This window comes from Streptomyces sp. N50, from assembly GCF_033335955.1.
Lineage (GTDB): Bacteria > Actinomycetota > Actinomycetes > Streptomycetales > Streptomycetaceae > Streptomyces.
Genome location: NZ_CP137549.1, coordinates 1,381,786 through 1,396,914 on the forward strand (window position 1 = coordinate 1,381,786; position 15,129 = coordinate 1,396,914).

The 15,129-nt window shown below is 69.3% G+C and carries 15 protein-coding genes; 4 read left to right on the forward strand and 11 right to left on the reverse strand.

From position 1 onward, the window contains the following. Nucleotides 1-46 precede the first annotated feature (46 nt). Together R2B38_RS05815 and R2B38_RS05820 are read left to right on the forward strand one after the other, a co-directional pair. Complete coding sequence (locus R2B38_RS05815; protein WP_318015261.1) at nt 47-907, forward strand: 3-hydroxybutyryl-CoA dehydrogenase; 861 nt, start codon at nt 47-49, stop codon at nt 905-907. 204 nt (nt 908-1,111) lie between these two features. Then, on the forward strand, nt 1,112-1,369 hold the full coding sequence (locus R2B38_RS05820) for a hypothetical protein (RefSeq protein WP_266767051.1): 258 nt from the start codon (nt 1,112-1,114) through the stop codon (nt 1,367-1,369). A 63-nt stretch (nt 1,370-1,432) separates the two neighbouring features. Here R2B38_RS05820 and R2B38_RS05825 read toward each other — a convergent pair whose 3' ends face one another. From R2B38_RS05825 to infC, 10 genes are all read right to left on the reverse strand, one after another. Further along, nucleotides 1,433-1,966, reverse strand: a complete 534-nt coding sequence (locus R2B38_RS05825; protein ID WP_318015262.1) for an NUDIX hydrolase — start codon at nt 1,964-1,966, stop codon at nt 1,433-1,435. Between the two features lie 80 nt (nt 1,967-2,046). Continuing rightward, entirely contained in the window at nt 2,047-3,387 is a 1,341-nt protein-coding gene (locus R2B38_RS05830) for a hypothetical protein (protein ID WP_033282179.1), read from the reverse strand. A 196-nt stretch (nt 3,388-3,583) separates the two neighbouring features. Beyond that, a complete protein-coding gene (locus R2B38_RS05835; RefSeq protein ID WP_318015263.1) occupies nt 3,584-4,738 on the reverse strand; it encodes a PP2C family protein-serine/threonine phosphatase in 1,155 nt (384 codons plus the stop codon). Between the two features lie 216 nt (nt 4,739-4,954). Further along, nucleotides 4,955-7,459 (reverse strand): phenylalanine--tRNA ligase subunit beta, encoded by a 2,505-nt coding sequence (pheT, locus tag R2B38_RS05840; protein WP_318015264.1) that lies wholly within the window; start codon nt 7,457-7,459, stop codon nt 4,955-4,957. Next, on the reverse strand, nt 7,459-8,586 hold the full coding sequence (gene pheS, locus R2B38_RS05845) for a phenylalanine--tRNA ligase subunit alpha (RefSeq protein ID WP_033282176.1): 1,128 nt from the start codon (nt 8,584-8,586) through the stop codon (nt 7,459-7,461). The genes pheT and pheS overlap by 1 nt, the downstream gene beginning before the upstream one ends. 166 nt (nt 8,587-8,752) lie before the next feature. Next, nucleotides 8,753-9,880, reverse strand: coding sequence for an ATP-binding protein (locus R2B38_RS05850; protein WP_033282175.1), 1,128 nt, complete (start codon nt 9,878-9,880; stop codon nt 8,753-8,755). Nucleotides 9,881-9,936: 56 nt separating this feature from the next. Next, nucleotides 9,937-10,785, reverse strand: a complete 849-nt coding sequence (locus R2B38_RS05855; protein WP_318015265.1) for an RNA methyltransferase — start codon at nt 10,783-10,785, stop codon at nt 9,937-9,939. 176 nt (nt 10,786-10,961) lie between these two features. After that, nucleotides 10,962-11,345 (reverse strand): 50S ribosomal protein L20, encoded by a 384-nt coding sequence (rplT, locus tag R2B38_RS05860; protein WP_019066261.1) that lies wholly within the window; start codon nt 11,343-11,345, stop codon nt 10,962-10,964. Nucleotides 11,346-11,447: 102 nt separating this feature from the next. Beyond that, nucleotides 11,448-11,642: a 50S ribosomal protein L35 gene (rpmI, locus tag R2B38_RS05865; RefSeq protein WP_073499621.1), complete on the reverse strand. Its 195-nt coding sequence runs from the start codon at nt 11,640-11,642 to the stop codon at nt 11,448-11,450. 107 nt (nt 11,643-11,749) lie between these two features. After that, the gene (infC, locus tag R2B38_RS05870; protein WP_318021592.1) at nt 11,750-12,445 is read right to left on the reverse strand and encodes a translation initiation factor IF-3; all 696 of its coding nucleotides are present in this window, start codon (nt 12,443-12,445) and stop codon (nt 11,750-11,752) included. 365 nt (nt 12,446-12,810) lie between these two features. Here infC and R2B38_RS05875 point away from each other — a divergent pair, with 365 nt between their 5' ends. After that, nucleotides 12,811-13,182, forward strand: a complete 372-nt coding sequence (locus tag R2B38_RS05875; RefSeq protein ID WP_033282172.1) for a DUF1844 domain-containing protein — start codon at nt 12,811-12,813, stop codon at nt 13,180-13,182. Nucleotides 13,183-13,186: 4 nt separating this feature from the next. Here R2B38_RS05875 and R2B38_RS05880 read toward each other — a convergent pair whose 3' ends face one another. After that, nucleotides 13,187-13,921: an SseB family protein gene (locus R2B38_RS05880; protein ID WP_318015266.1), complete on the reverse strand. Its 735-nt coding sequence runs from the start codon at nt 13,919-13,921 to the stop codon at nt 13,187-13,189. 150 nt (nt 13,922-14,071) lie between these two features. Between R2B38_RS05880 and R2B38_RS05885 the strand changes: the two genes are divergently transcribed. Further along, nucleotides 14,072-15,085 carry a serine hydrolase gene (locus R2B38_RS05885; RefSeq protein ID WP_318015267.1) on the forward strand — a complete coding sequence of 338 codons (1,014 nt, stop codon included), beginning with the start codon at nt 14,072-14,074 and terminating at the stop codon, nt 15,083-15,085. Nucleotides 15,086-15,129 lie beyond the last annotated feature (44 nt).

Below are 15,129 nucleotides of genomic sequence, written 5' to 3' on the forward strand. Positions count from 1 at the left end.
ACTACGGGATCCTGCCACTGCCGTAGATCTCAGCGAAGGGGACGATGTGACCGACATCGAGCGCGTCGGAGTGGTCGGCTGCGGCCAGATGGGCGCGGGTATCGCCGAGGTGTGCGCCCGCTCCGGCCTGGACGTGAAGGTCGCCGAGACCACCGGCGAGGCCCTGGAGATCGGCCGGACCCGGCTGTTCAACTCGCTGGCCAAGGCCGCCGAGCGCGGCAAGATCACCGCCGAGGAGCTGGCGGAGACGCAGGCGCGGCTCAGCTTCACCACCGATCTCGGCGAGTTCGCCGACCGCGACCTCGTCATCGAGGCCGTCGTCGAGAACGAGCAGGTGAAGACCGAGATCTTCCAGGTGCTCGACCAGGTCGTGACCCGCCCCGACGCGATCCTGGCCTCCAACACCTCCTCGATCCCGCTGGTCCGGCTCGCGGTCGCCACCTCGCGCCCCGACCAGGTCATCGGCATCCACTTCTTCAACCCGGCGCCGGTGCAGAAGCTCGTCGAGCTGATCCCGGCGCTGACCACCTCCGAGGGCACGCTCAGCCGCGCCCAGCTGTTCGCCGAGAAGGCGCTCGGCAAGCACGCGATCCGCGCGCAGGACCGCTCCGGCTTCGTGGTCAACGCGCTGCTGATCCCCTATCTCCTGTCCGCGATCCGGATGTTCGAGTCGGGCATCGCCAGCCGCGAGGACATCGACAACGGCATGGAGCTCGGCTGCGCCCACCCGATGGGCCCGCTGAAGCTGGCCGACCTGATCGGTCTGGACACGGTCGCGTCGGTCGCCTTCTCGATGTACGAGGAGTACAAGGAGCCGCTCTACGCCGCTCCCCCGCTGCTCCAGCGCATGGTCGACGCGGGGCGCCTCGGCCGCAAGTCCGGCTCGGGGTTCTACACCTACGCCTGAGCACTTCCCTCGCGGCAACTCACCGTAATACTTTGGCGGTTGCGGGCCCGGCACTCTTCGGAGTGCCGGGCCCGCGCCATTCACACACCGTGTGCGCGTCGGGCCCGCATATGCCGCTCGCACACTCTCCCCCGGTGTCCACCAGGCGAGTTGACTCTTCATGCGCATGCAAGGGATGTTCCGACTACGGAAAGGAGCGGACCCGTGACCGCCGACCCCGAGCATCCCGTGGTCCATGGAGAACTCGCAGAGTTACGCCGCCGCCTCGACGTCGCGTACGCGCGTGTCGAGGGTGGGCTGGCCCTGCTCAGTCATCGCACCGAGGAGACGGACAAGGAACTGGACGATCTGAGCGCGCGCATCGTTGCACTTGAGCACACCAGGTGGCCGCTGCCGGCCATTGCCGCGCTCACCGCCGTGGGTGCCCTTGTCGTCACGGTCTGGCAGGTGCTGGGACGTTAGCGTTCGAAGGGCGGTCGGTTGGCTGCGGGTTCGTCGTGGCTGGTCGCGCCGTTCCCCGCGCCCCTACGGGGCGCCCCTCAAGTGGTGCAACAGCAGTAGTGCGGCCGCCATGTTGGCGGCCGGGACCTCCCCGCGGGCGACCATGTCGGGTACGAGTTTGAGCGGCACCCATTCCCGGCGGTCCGACTCGAAGTCGTCCACGGGGTGTCCGGTGTACTCGCCCTCGTCGGCCCAGTAGATGTGGTGCCGGGCGTCCGTGAGCCCGTTGGACGGCTCCACGCTCATCAGGTGGTGCAGGGGCCCCGGCCGCCAGCCGGTCTCTTCCTCCAGCTCCCTGGCGGCCGCGCGCGCGATGTCCTCGCCGTCCTCGACGACTCCGGCCGCGAGCTCCCACCCCCAGCTGTCGGTGATGAAACGGTGCCGCCACAGCAGGAGAACTTCGTTCGCCTCGTTGACCACCGTCGCCACGGCCACCGGACGCAGCCGTATGAGGAAGTGGTCGAGGTGTCGGCCGTCGGGTAGTTCGACATCCGCGAGATTGACGCTGAACCAGCGGTTTGAGTACACAGTTTGTTCGTTCTGTTTCGTCCACTGCACGGTTCTGCCACCTTCCGTCGAGTAAGTGGCAATATCGCAGCAGGGACTGTGGTGTGGTCTACGGCGCTTTCCAGGGCGCTCTACAGGGGTACGCGCAGTGCCCCGTCGATGAGTTCGGCCGCCTCGGTGGTACCCGCGCAATCGCTGCGCACCAGGTACTCGCGGACCGCGCGGAGTCTGTCGCGCAGCCGCTGGGACTCCATCCCCCGTGCCTGCTCGGCCATCTGCACCGCCGTGGCCACCGCTTTGTCGGCGTTCCCCTGGCGCAGTTCGATCTGGCTGAGCATCGCCAGCCGGTGCACCCGGCCCCGGTCGTGCGCCGGAGTGTCCACGGCCGCGTGGGCGTGTTCCCCCGCCGCCGTCAGATCGCCGAGGCTGAGCAGCGCCTCCGCCACCTGGACGTTGACCAGGCCCGGCTGGACATAGCCGGTCTCGTCGGGTTCGTATCCGCGCCGGATGCGTTCGGCGGCCTGCTCGGCACGCCGGATGCAGGACAGGGCGCTCGTGCCGTCGCCGAGGTGGGCGTACGCCTTCGCCTGCATCGCGTACAGGTCGGAGGCGAGCGCCGGGGTGATCTGCCGTCCCGCGGCCCGCAGCGCGGCCTCCGCGAAGGCGACGGCCTGGCGGAACTCCCGCATGAACAACGACTGGTTGACGAGCAGCGCGATGACGTAGGCGCCAAGTCCCCGGTCATTGCTGGCCTTTGCGAGCCGCAGCGCCTGATGGAAATAACGCTGGGCGAGGCCGTGCGCGTCGGAGTCGTAGGCGCAGATGCCCGCGATGGCCACCAACCCGCCGGTGGCGCGGTGCAGTTGGCGGCCGGTGGCGTCGGTGTAGCTGCCGCGCAGCAGGGGCGCGGTCTCGGAGTTGAGGAAGCCGACGATGCGGGTGCGGGTCGCGACGCCGCCGGCCTTGCGGTACATCTGCTCGTAGTGGGCGCGGGCCGCGCGCAGCATCTCGATGTCGGCCATGCTCACCCGGTGCCGGCCGCCGCGCGAGACGTCCACGTCGTCGGGCGGGTTCTCCCACTCCCATACGGGCATCACGGCAGGGGTGCCGGTGACCGCGGGGGCGCCGAGGATGTGCGGGCGCTGCTGTTCGTCGGAGCGCCACAGGGCGGTGGCCCGTTCGACGAAGCCGGAGAGGGAGGTGCCGTGCGGGGTGGACGGTTCGCCCGGTACGCCGAGGCCGATGTCGTCGAGGGTGACGGGTCTGTGGAGCCGGGTCGCGAGCACTTCACAGATCAGGTCCGGGACCTGCCCCCGTGGCCGCTGACCCTTCAACCACCTTGCCACGGCGGTGTGTTCGTACCGTAGCGCGAGCCCTCGGGCCCGTCCCGCCTGGTTCACGTGGGCGGCGAGTCCCGCGTGCGAGATTCCCGCCTCGTCCAGGATCGCGTCGAGGAGTGTGTTGGGCTGCATGGGAGGCCCCCCGGTGACTCGGTGCGGACAGAGTAGTGCGGTTCGGTTCACACCGGGTGTGAACGGAGTGCGCGAATCCGTGGTGTGTGCGCGCTGTTGCGGAGAGTTCCGAACCGGTTGACTGGATTGCCTCGCAAGAGGCCGGCCGGGCCGCCGGCTCCCCCTCGTAAGTGCGGCGGCCTGGCTTTGCGGGCGACTAGACGCCGTTGGGCTGTCGGTCGTTTGTCGGGTGCGGCGCCGTCGTGGCTTGTCGCGCCCCCGCGGCGGAGCCGCTGATGTCACAGCCCCGCGCCCCTAGGTGGGGATGCGCCAGCTTTCTGTCATTGCTGAGGACGAGTATCGCTACGTCGTCCGTGGGTGTGCCGCCCGCGTGGCGGAGCAGGGCCGTGAAGACTGAGCCCAGTACGGACTGCGGTGCCGGGAGCGGGTGTTGAGACGCCACCCCCGCCAAGACCTCCCTCAACGGGAAGAAGTGACCCCTCGCGTCACGGGCGTCCTCCGCTCCGTCCGTGTAGAGGAACAGGGCCTCGCCCACGAGGAGTTGACCGCAGCAGACGAACGGCAGCTCCGCCGGCAACGGGAACGGGCCGAGGGGCGGAAGGGGATCGGCCCGGGCAAGTGGCTCGACGCTCGCCCCGCTCAGCAAGTACGGCCACGGGTGACCGCAATTGAGCCCCCGCACCTCTCCATCTCTGCCGATCTCCAGCAGCAGTACGGTGACGAACTCCTCGGCGACCGGGCTGTCGGGGTCGAGGCCGCCCGAGGCGGGGTGTTCCGCGCGGGCGCGTTCGCGGAGGTGACGGGCGAGGGCGCGCTCCAGTCGTCGTAGGACGCCTTCGAGGTCGGGTTCGTCGTGGGCGGCCTCGCGGAAACTGCCGAGGACGGCGGCGACCGTGCCGATCGCGGAGATGCCGTGGCCGCGGACATCGCCCATCACGACCCGGACGCCGTGCTCGGTGGCGATCACCTCGTACAGGTCACCGCCGACCACCGCACCGCGCTCCGCGGACAGTTGGGCGGCGGCGATGTTCAGCCCGTCGAGGCGGGGTGGGAGTGGGCGCAGCAGGGCGTTCTGCGCGGCGCCGGCGATCTGGCGGATCTCCCGGAGTTCGCGGAGCAGGGAACGGCGGACCTGGACGATGAGCCCGGTGCCGACCGCGAAGAACACCGCGCTGGTGACGATGCGGGCGCCCAGGCTGTTCTGCTGGGCGAGCGGGCAGGTGAGTTTGTAGGTGATCGCCATGGCGCCCCAGACCGTGGGCAGCCCCAGGGCGAGCGCCCTGCGCAGCGGACGGCGGGCACGCGTCCTCGGGCGCGTCCTGCGGGGCACCCCAGCCTTGATGCGGATCATGCCTGTGGCCCCCCAAATAGGCCCCGACAGCGCAATCGGACCGACCCCGAAAGGCCGGTCCGATTCTGTCGACCACATGCCCCGATCGGGCCACATCACCCAGACTTCTCACCCGAACGAGTGAGGACGCCTTTAGGGGCGCGGGGAACTGCGCGACCAGCCACAACGAGCCCGCAGCCGGCAAACAACAGCAGCTCCCCACCCCTTAGCCGCGCATCACCCCCGCAGCACAGCCCCGGTCAGCTCAGCGGCAAGCGAAACCGCCGCATCCCGAGCCGCAGACGCCTCATCGACAGTCAACGTCCGATCAGCCGCCCGGAACCGCAACGCATACGCCAGCGACTTCTTGCCCTCGCCCAGCTGCGCGGCATTCTCATAGACGTCGAACAGCCGGATCGACTCCAGCAGTTCACCCGCCCCCTCACGCAACGCAGCCTCAACACCCGCATGCGGCACAGCCACATCGACAACGAGCGCGACATCCTGCGTAGCGACAGGGAACGTCGAGATCTTCGGCCCCTTGGGAACCCCCGAAGACGCCAACTCAAGGACATCCAGGTCGAGTTCCATCGCACTGGTACGCGCGGGCAGCCCCAGCGTCTTCAGCACACCCGGGTGCAACTCCCCCGCGTACCCGATGACTTGCTCAACACCCTCGACGACAACGGCGAGTTCCGCACACCGCCCCGGATGCCAGGGCCCGTACTGCCCACCCCGCACAACGAGTTCGGTCCCGGCCTCACGCGCCAGCACCCGCGCCGCCTCGACCGCGTCGGCCCAGTCGGACGGACGCCCCTTGCCCCACCACCCGGCCTGCTCACGCGCGCCCGCGAGGACGACCGCGGCATGCCGGGGCTGGACGGGCAGCGCCTCGGTGAGAGAAGTGATCTCCTCGTCGGTGGGACGCCGGTCGACAGGCAGCCGTACCGCGATCTTCAGCTCTTCACGCGGGTGGAAGACCAGCCCGGTCTCGAACAGCGCGAGGTCGTGCGAGCCCCGACCATCATTGCGCCGCAAGGCACCCAGCAGCCCCGGCAGCAGCGTCGTACGAAGCGCCGGCTCCTCGTCCGAGAGCGGGTTGACCAGCTTGACGACCTTGCGGTTCGGGTCGTCGGCGGTCAGGCCGAACTGGTCGAAGACGTGCTCGCCGATGAAGGGGTAGTTCGGCGCCTCGACGTAACCGGCACCGGCCAGCGCGCGGCCGATGCGGCGGTGCAGGCGCTGGCGGTCGGTGAGGCCCCGGCCCGCGGGGGGCTTGGGGAGCGTGGAGGGCAGGTTCTCGTAGCCCTCCAGACGGATGACCTCTTCGGCCAGGTCGTTCGGGTCGGTGAGGTCGGGGCGCCAGGACGGGACGGTGACGATCAGCTCGTCCTGCCCGTACACGTCGCAGCCGACCTCCTGGAGACGCCGTACGACGGTCTCGCGGCCGTACTCGACACCCGCGACCTTGTCCGGATGGTCCGCCGGGATGGTGATGGTGTGCGGGGCCGAGGGCGCGATGACCTCGGTGACGCCCGCGTCCGCCGTGCCGCCGGCGAGGAGGACCAGGAGGTCCACCGTGCGCTGGGCTGCCGCCGAGGCGGCCTGCGGGTCGACGCCGCGCTCGAAGCGCTTGGACGCCTCGGAGGCCAGCTTGTGGCGGCGGGCCGTACGCGAGATGGAGAGCGCGTCGAAGTGCGCGGCCTCGACGACGACCTCGGTGGTGGTGTTCTCGGTGTCGTCGATCTCCGTGTTGGCACCGCCCATGACGCCCGCGAGGCCGATGGGGCCGCGGTCGTCGGTGATCACCAGGTCCTCGGCGTCCAGCGTGCGCTTGGCGCCGTCGAGGGTGGTGAGCTTCTCGCCCTGCGTGGCCCGGCGCACGCCGATCGGTCCCTGGACGCGGGAGCGGTCGTAGGCGTGCAGGGGCTGGCCGAGCTCCAGCATCACGTAGTTGGTGATGTCGACGGCGAGCGAGATCGGGCGCATGCCCGCCTTCTGGAGGCGGCGCGTGAGCCAGAGCGGGGAGCGGGCGTCGGGGTCGAGGCCGGTGACCGTGCGGGCGGTGAAGCGGTCGCAGCCCATCGGGTCGGCGACCTGGACCGGGTAGCCGAAGGCGTTCGGCTGCGGGACGTCCAGGAGGGCCGGGTCGCGCAGCGGGAGGCCGTAGGCGGTGGCGGTCTCGCGGGCGACGCCGCGGATCGACAGGGCGTAGCCGCGGTCGGGCGTGACGGCGATGTCGAGGACCTCGTCGACGAGCTGGAGCAGCTCGATGGCGTCGGTGCCGACCTCGTGCTCGGGCGGCAGCACGATGATGCCGTGCGAGCCGTCGTCGCCCATGCCCAGCTCGTCGCCGGAGCAGATCATGCCGTGCGAGGTCTTGCCGTACGTCTTGCGGGCGGCGATCGCGAAGTCGCCCGGCAGGACCGCGCCGGGGAGGACCACGACGACCTTGTCACCGACGGCGAAGTTGCGGGCGCCGCAGACGATCTCCTGGGGCTCACCGGTGCCGTTGGCCTGGCCGACGTCGACCGTGCAGAAGCGGATGGGCTTCTTGAAGCCCTCCAGCTCCTCGATCGTGAGGACCTTGCCGACGACGAGCGGGCCCTTGAGGCCGTCGCCCAACTGCTCGACGGTCTCCACCTCAAGGCCCACGGAAATGAGCTTGGCCTGGACGTCGCGGCCGGTCTCCGTCGCCGGCAGGTCGACGTACTCCCGCAGCCAAGAAAGCGGGACGCGCATCAGATCTCCATCCCGAACGGCCGGGTGAACCGGACGTCGCCCTCGACGATGTCTCGCATGTCTTCGACGTTGTGGCGGAACATCAGCATCCGCTCGATGCCGAACCCGAACGCGAATCCGCTGTACTTCTCCGGGTCCACACCACAGGCCACGAGCACGCGCGGATTGACCATGCCGCAGCCGCCCAGCTCGATCCAGCCCTCGGAGGAGCAGGTACGGCAGGGGCGGTCGGGGTTGCCGACGGACTCGCCCTTGCAGACGTAGCAGAGCATGTCCATCTCGGCGGACGGCTCGGTGAAGGGGAAGTAGTTCGGGCGCAGCCGGGTCTTCATCTCCGCGCCGAAGAGCGACTGGACCATGTGGTCGAGGGTGCCCTTGAGGTCGGCCATGGTCAGGCCCTCGTCGATGGCGAGGAGCTCGATCTGGTGGAAGACCGGGGTGTGCGTGGCGTCCAGCTCGTCCGTGCGGTACACGCGGCCGGGGCACACGATGTAGACCGGCGGCTCGCGGTCCAGCATGGCGCGGGCCTGCACGGGCGAGGTATGCGTCCGCAGGACGACACCGGACTCGTCGCCCTCGGTGCCCTCGGGGCCCTGGACGAAGAAGGTGTCCTGCATCTGCCGGGCCGGGTGGTCCGGGGTGAAGTTGAGCGCGTCGAAGTTGAACCACTCCGCCTCGACCTCGGGGCCCTCGGCGATCTCGTACCCCATGGACACGAAGACGTCGGCGACGCGCTCCATGAACGTGGTGAGCGGGTGCCGGGCGCCGGCCGGTACACGGTCGTACGGCAGCGTGACGTCCACCGCCTCCTCGACCAGGACGCGGGCGTCGCGGTCGGCCTCCAGCTCGGCCTGGCGGGCGGCGAGGGCCTTGTTCACCGCGCCCCGGGCCTGGCCGACGAGCTTGCCGGCCGCGGCCTTGGCCTGCGGGGGCAGCGCGCCGATCTCGCGGTTGGCGAGGGCGAGGGGGGAGGTGCCGCCGGTGTGGGCGACCTTGGCCTCCTGGAGCGCGTCGAGGTCGCCGGCGGCGGCGAAGGCGGCGAGCGCCTCGTCCCGCATGCGCTCGATCTCTTCCGGTTTCAAGGCCTCGACCTCTACAGGGTCGTACGACTTATTCGGTGCCGACATCTCTTCCCGTGCTTCCGGTTGGCTGGCGGATGGTCCCCGTCCCGACTCGACTCGGGGGACGCGTCGTCGTCCCTGAAACGGGGACGCAAAGGTGCCAAAGGCCGAGTCTAACGGGGGTGAGGCAGGTGACCTCGCCCGTGGGCCCTCGTCGGCGACTGCTGCAGGGCTACTGCAGATACGCCGGGGTGCCCACGGGCAACGTAAATCGGAACTCGGCGCCGCCGCCCGGGGCGCGGCCGACCGTGATGGTGCCGCCGTGGGCTTCGACGATGCCCTTGACGATGTACAGGCCAAGTCCCGTGCCGCCGCGCTTGCTGCCCCGCCAGAAGCGGGTGAACACGCGGTTCATGGACTCCTCCGGGATGCCTGGGCCCTCGTCGCTCACCGTCACGGATGTGCCGGTCTCCTCGCCCTCACGCGGGGACGCGGAGGCCGTGACGTCGATGGTGACGGTTCCCTCGCCGTGGCGCACCGCATTTTCCAGCAGGTTGCTCAGCACCTGGTCGACCTTGTCGGGGTCGGCCCACAGATCGGGCAACGGCTGTTCCACGCGGAGCAGGAACCGGTCGGCGGTCTGACCCGCGGCGACGTACGCCTGAATATGACGGCCGACGGCCGCGCCCATGTCCACGGGCTGGCGACGCAGCTCCAGCCGCCCGGAGTCGATGCGGGAGATGTCGAGCAGCTCGGCGATGAGCCGGGTGACGCGGTTGGCGTCGGCGTCGACGGTCTCCAGCATCAGCCGCTTCTGGTCGTCGGTGAAACGTTCCCACTTGGCGAGCAGGGTGGCGGTGAACCCCTTGACGGAGGTGAGCGGCGAACGCAGCTCGTGCGCGACGGTGGCGATCAGCTCGGCGTGACTGCGCTCGGTACGACGCCGGGCCTCGGTATCACGAAGGGAGACGACAACCCGCCGAACCGGCCCGAGAGGCTCGGTACGGACATAGCGCGCGGTGACGAGGACTTCATGACCACCGGGCAGCAACAAATTCCGCTCGGGCTGCCGCACCCGGATGGCCAACCCGCCATAAGGATCGGTCAGTTGCCACCAACGGCGCCCTTCCAGGTCCTCTAACGGAAGGGCCTTCTCCAGCCGCTGCCCGAGGGCGTCGGAGGCGGCGAGGGAGGTGATGCGCTCGGCGGCGGCGTTGAAGCAGACGACATGCCCGTGCTCATCGGCGATCACGAGACCGTCGGCCAGTTCGTCGGGATCGATGCCGAGGTCGTCGTGCCGGGCCTCGGACGGCCGGGGCACACCCCGTGCTCCCGGCGCGCTGCTCGTGCCGACAGTCATCCCCGTACCCCACCTCTTCTCATACGGCGCAGGTGGCCCCCGAGCTGGTCACCCTACTAGCTGCCGGTGACAGAGCGGCACCCTCCGGAGGCGCGCTGTGCACGCGCCGACGCATAGAGACATACGGCGGCGGCGGTGGCGAGGTTCAGGCTCTCGGCCTTCCCGTGGATCGGAACCCGCACAACGGCGTCCGCAAGCGCCCGGGTCTCTTCCGGAAGCCCCCACGCCTCGTTCCCGAACACCCAGGCGGTGGGCCCACCCATGGTCCCCTGATCCAGCTCGTCATCGAGGTCATCGTCCCCGGCCCCATCAGCGGCAAGAATCCGCACCCCGATCCCCTTGAGCCCGGCCACAGCCTGCTCAACGGGCACCCCGACAGCAACGGGAAGGTGAAAGAGGGAGCCCACGGAAGCCCGTACGGCCTTGGGGTTGTAGAGATCGACAGAAGCATCGGTCAGTACGACAGCCTCGGCCCCGGCGGCATCGGCACACCGCAGAACGGTGCCGGCGTTCCCGGGGTCGCGCACATTGGCAAGAACGGCAACGAGCTTGGGGCGGCTACGGAGGATCTCCTCGAACGGAGTGTCGAGAAACCGACAAACCCCGACGAGCCCTTGCGGAGTGACAGTCGTAGAGATATCGGCGATGACCTGCTCATCCGCGAGATGCACGCGCGCACCGGCATCACGGGCCTCGCCGACGATATCGGCGTACCGCTCGGCAGCCTCAACGGTCGCGAACAACTCAACGAGCGTGTCCTTGTACCCCGCCGCTTCCCGCACAGCCTGCGGCCCCTCGGCAAGAAACAGCCGCTCCTTGCTCCGAAAATTCCGCCGCTCAAGCCGCCGAGCAGCGGCGACGCGAGCGGAGCGGGGCGAGATGAGCTCGGGACCGTGAGGGGACATTCTCTACTTCACCTTCAAATCTCAGGACGCGCGGATTTCCCTAAGGGGCGCGGGGAACTGCGCGACCAGCCACAAATGACCCGCACCCGAACAACTACCAGGGCGGGCCCAGCAACAAAGGGCCCGCAGGCAAAAACCTGCGAGCCCTTCAAGTCACCGCTCAAGCCAGCGCAGCGTCACGCGGCCTTGGGCGCGTTGACATCGCTCGGCAGAGCCTTCTGCGCAACCTCGACCAGCGCAGCGAACGCACCGGCGTCGTTGACAGCCAGCTCGGCAAGGATCTTGCGGTCGACCTCGATGTTCGCCGCGTTCAGACCCTGGATGAAGCGGTTGTACGTGATGCCGTTGGCGCGGGCAGCGGCGTTGATGCGCTGGATCCACAGCCGACGGAAGTCGCCCTTGCGCTTCTTGCGGTCGTTGTAGTTGTAGACCAGCGAGTGGGTGACCTGCTCCTTGGCCTTGCGGTACAGACGCGAACGCTGACCGCGGTAGCCGGAGGCGGCTTCGAGGATCGCCCGGCGCTTCTTGTGGGCGTTGACTGCCCGCTTGACGCGTGCCACTTGTTTAACTCCTTGTAGCGGGGCCGTGGTTGGACTCACACGGCCCGGAATCGATGGGGTCCCGGTCCAGACGTACGGCGCTCAACAGGAGCGCCGCGTACGTCACTTGCCGAGAAGCTTCTTGATCTTCTTGGCGTCGCCCGGGGCCATCTCGGCAGTGCCGGTGAGGCGCCGCGTCACACGGGACGACTTGTGCTCGAGCAGGTGGCGCTTGCCGGCACGCTCGCGGAGCACCTTGCCGGAGCCGGTGATCTTGAAGCGCTTGCTGGCACCGCTGTGCGACTTGTTCTTCGGCATAGCGCCGTATCTCCTCGTCGGTGGCGCTCCGGTGCCCGGTCGTGAAACCGGGCACAGGTGGAGCGTCGCTCTTGTATCGGTTACTTCCCTGGACTGGCGTCCGGGGATCAGGCGTCGGCGCGAGCCTCGGCCGGGGCCTCGACGGTCTCGACCTCGTCGACGGTGTCCTCGTCCGCGAGGTTCTCGTCGTCGAACTCGGACTCCGCGGCGTTCTGCGACTTGCCCGGGTTGGCCTTCGCTTCCGCCTTGCGGGCGGCCTGGGCCTCACGGGCCTCGGCCATCGCCTCGGTCTTCTTCTTGTGCGGGCCGAGCACCATGATCATGTTTCGGCCGTCCTGCTTCGGGTTCGACTCGACGAACCCGAGGTCGGCCACGTCCTCCGCGAGACGCTGCAGCAGTCGGTAGCCGAGCTCCGGCCTGGACTGCTCGCGACCACGGAACATGATCGTGATCTTGACCTTGTCACCCTGCTTGAGGAACCGGACGACGTGACCCTTCTTGGTGTCATAGTCGTGCGGGTCGATCTTCGGCCGGAGCTTCATCTCCTTGATGACCGTGTGCGCCTGGTTCTTGCGCGCCTCACGGGCCTTCATGGCCGACTCGTACTTGAACTTCCCGTAGTCCATGAGCTTGCAGACCGGCGGACGTGCACTCGCCGCAACCTCGACCAGGTCCAGGTCGTACTCCTGCGCAAGCTCAAGGGCCTTGGCAAGCGGAACAATTCCGACCTGCTCGCCGCTCGGACCGACAAGTCGCACTTCGGGAACGCGAATCCGGTCGTTGATACGGGGCTCGGTGCTGATGGATCCTCCTCGGTTAGCACCAACACGGCCATCTGGCGGACGGCCGCGTTTGTCTTCGGTAGACAGACCTAACCGCGCCGGAACACAAAAAATGCCCCGGACGATCACAAGACGGGGCTCCAAAACACTGCCGGAGCACCGCCGCGATGATCGCGGGGCGCGCTTTCGGGCGACTCCATCGTCCGTACGGAACGATGGTGACCGCCTGACCGGGGTGACCCGCCGTCCGTGAGGACAGTCAGGTGGGAGATCGGAGCCTCCACTTGTTGGCCGGGCACCACAGTGCCTGGCCGGTCATCACACAAGGTTAGCAGCTCCCCGGGGGTGGTGCGAACCGCCGTACACCGGGCCCTATCGTGTGGGGCATGAGTGACACGCCTCCCGAGTCCCCGAATGTTGACGCCCCCGACTTCGACGCCATGGCCCGCGACATCGCGGAGGTCCCGGCGGTCGAGGTGATCGTGACGGTCGCCGTGAACCTGATGAGCGCCGCCGCCGTGAAGCTGGGTCTGACCGAGGAGGGCGACAAGTACAAGGACCTGGACGAGGCCCGGAAGCTCGTCACCGCCCTGGCCGGTCTCCTCGACGCGAGCGCGACCGAGATCAGCTCGTTCCACGCGGCCCCGCTGCGCGACGGCCTGAAGTCCCTCCAGCTGGCCTTCCGCGAGGCGTCCCTCGTCCGCGACGAGCCGGGCCAGGGCCCGGGCGAGAAGTACACGGGCCCGATCTACGGCTAGCAGCTCACCCCATACGTACGTACAAGGGCTCGCCCGGAGGCGTCGCCCCGGCCGGCAGCAGTGCCAGGTCGAGGCCGCGCACCAGGCGGGCCCTCAGCGTCTCGTCGTCGGCGAGGCGCCGGGCCACCGCGCGGGCGGCCTCGGCGGCGGGCGCGGCCGGGTCGAGCACGAGCGCGAGGGTGCCGTCGGCCTGACCCGGCCCGAGGTGGGCGCGCAGTACGGCGGGCTCGGCGGCGACCGCGGTCCGTACCGCCTCCACCACCGCCGGATCGGTGAGCGGATCGGCGGTCGTCCGCCCCTCGGCCACCGCGAGCAGCGCGGACCCGCTCAGCTCGTACGGCACGGGCCCGGCCAGGTCCAGCACGATCGTGTCCGCCTTCTCGTGCACGGCGGCCTGGAGGGCCTGGTGCAGCGGTACGGCCACGGGTCGCGCCGCCGGGTCCCAGCGGGCCAGCGAGTCGGTGGACGTGAAGGCGGGCAGCGCGGTCCGCCCACCGGCCTTCAGCGTGGGGACCGCCATGTCGCTGGTCTTCTCGCGGCGCAGCCCGTTCTCGTCCTCCTCGACCTCTCCGAGGACGGCCACCACGGGCACGAGCAGCCGGGCGCCCTTGAGGGCCGCCAGGACGGGTCCTACGGCGGTACGGTCCTCGGCCCAGGCGGCGAGCGCCGCGCTCAGTGCGGGGTCGGCCGTGCCGTCGTCGTCGGAGTAGCCGGAGTCGGGAATGTTCTTGTTCGCCACGGTGACCGACCCTATCGGGGGGATGCTGCAGGGCTTGTGCGGGTCCTGAAACCCGGAGGACACAGCTTTCACACGTTTCTCAGACACAGTTGACAGACATCTAACTTTCATCTCACGTGTCGCACAGTCGCCGCCACCACGATCGCGGGCATGGAGTCTTCCAGAGCCGCCCGCCGAAACCACCGCGCGCGTCCCTCCCGGCGCCGCCCGCTCCCCTACATCGCCCTCGCCACCGTGGCGGTCGTGGGTGCTACGGCGGCGGGCACCGTGTATGTGAAGGCACACGCTCACTCCGGCGCCGTATCCTCGTCGGCGGCACCGTCGGCCTCGGCGTCGGCGTCGGGCAGCCAGGAGGCGACGGTGGAACCTGTGACGCAGCCGACGGTGGACTACGACGCGCTGCTGGCCAAGGCGATGGGTTCGGTGACTCCGACCGGCGACCAGAAGGTGTCGGTGGCGGTGCTCGACCTGACCTCCGGCGAGAGCGCCACGTACGGCAGTGCCGCCTTCGACACGGCGAGCATCGTCAAGGTCGACATCCTCGCGACGCTGCTGCTCCAAGCACAGGACGCGGGCCGCCAGTTGACCTCGACGGAGAAGTCGTACGCCACCACGATGATCCAGAACAGCGACAACGACTCCGCGACGGCGCTGTGGAACATCATCGGCACGGCGGACGGGCTCGGCAAGGCGAACAAGACGTTCGGGCTGACCGGCACCACGGGTGGCGCCGGCCCGCTCTGGGGCCTGACCCAGACCACGGCCGCCGACCAACTCACCCTGCTCCAGCAGGTGTTCGGGGACGACTCGAAGCTGAGCTCGGCCTCGCAGTCGTACATCCAGGGTCTGATGAAGGAGATAGAGGCCGACCAGCAGTGGGGGGTGTCTGCCGCGGCCGACGGCTCCAAGTGGGCGCTGAAGAACGGGTGGTTGGCGCGCAGCACGACCGGTCTGTGGGACGTCAACAGCATCGGCCGGGTGACCGGCACGGACGGCGACACGTACCTGGTCGCCGTGTTGTCGAAGGGCAGCACGACGCAGACCAAGGGCATCACGCTGATCGAGGCGGCGGCGAAGGCGGGGGTCGCGGCGTTCGGCGAGGACAGCGGTTCGACCAAGAACAGCGGTTCGTCTACGGCGGCTTCGGCGTCGGCGACGGACTGAGTGGCCGCCTGACGTCCGCGGCCAACTCCCGCTGCTCACCCCTG

What these genes read in the sequence shown, in the direction of transcription:
- R2B38_RS05830 (WP_033282179.1), bottom strand. Translation starts at nt 3,387, where the DNA reads ATGCAGCCCAACACACTCCTCGACGCGATCCTGGACGAGGCGGGAATC.
- R2B38_RS05835 (WP_318015263.1), bottom strand. Translation starts at nt 4,738, where the DNA reads ATGATCCGCATCAAGGCTGGGGTGCCCCGCAGGACGCGCCCGAGGACG.
- pheT (WP_318015264.1), bottom strand. Translation starts at nt 7,459, where the DNA reads ATGCGCGTCCCGCTTTCTTGGCTGCGGGAGTACGTCGACCTGCCGGCG.
- pheS (WP_033282176.1), bottom strand. Translation starts at nt 8,586, where the DNA reads ATGTCGGCACCGAATAAGTCGTACGACCCTGTAGAGGTCGAGGCCTTG.
- R2B38_RS05850 (WP_033282175.1), bottom strand. Translation starts at nt 9,880, where the DNA reads ATGACTGTCGGCACGAGCAGCGCGCCGGGAGCACGGGGTGTGCCCCGG.
- R2B38_RS05855 (WP_318015265.1), bottom strand. Translation starts at nt 10,785, where the DNA reads ATGTCCCCTCACGGTCCCGAGCTCATCTCGCCCCGCTCCGCTCGCGTC.
- rpmI (WP_073499621.1), bottom strand. Translation starts at nt 11,642, where the DNA reads ATGCCGAAGAACAAGTCGCACAGCGGTGCCAGCAAGCGCTTCAAGATC.
- R2B38_RS05875 (WP_033282172.1), top strand. Translation starts at nt 12,811, where the DNA reads ATGAGTGACACGCCTCCCGAGTCCCCGAATGTTGACGCCCCCGACTTC.
- R2B38_RS05885 (WP_318015267.1), top strand. Translation starts at nt 14,072, where the DNA reads ATGGAGTCTTCCAGAGCCGCCCGCCGAAACCACCGCGCGCGTCCCTCC.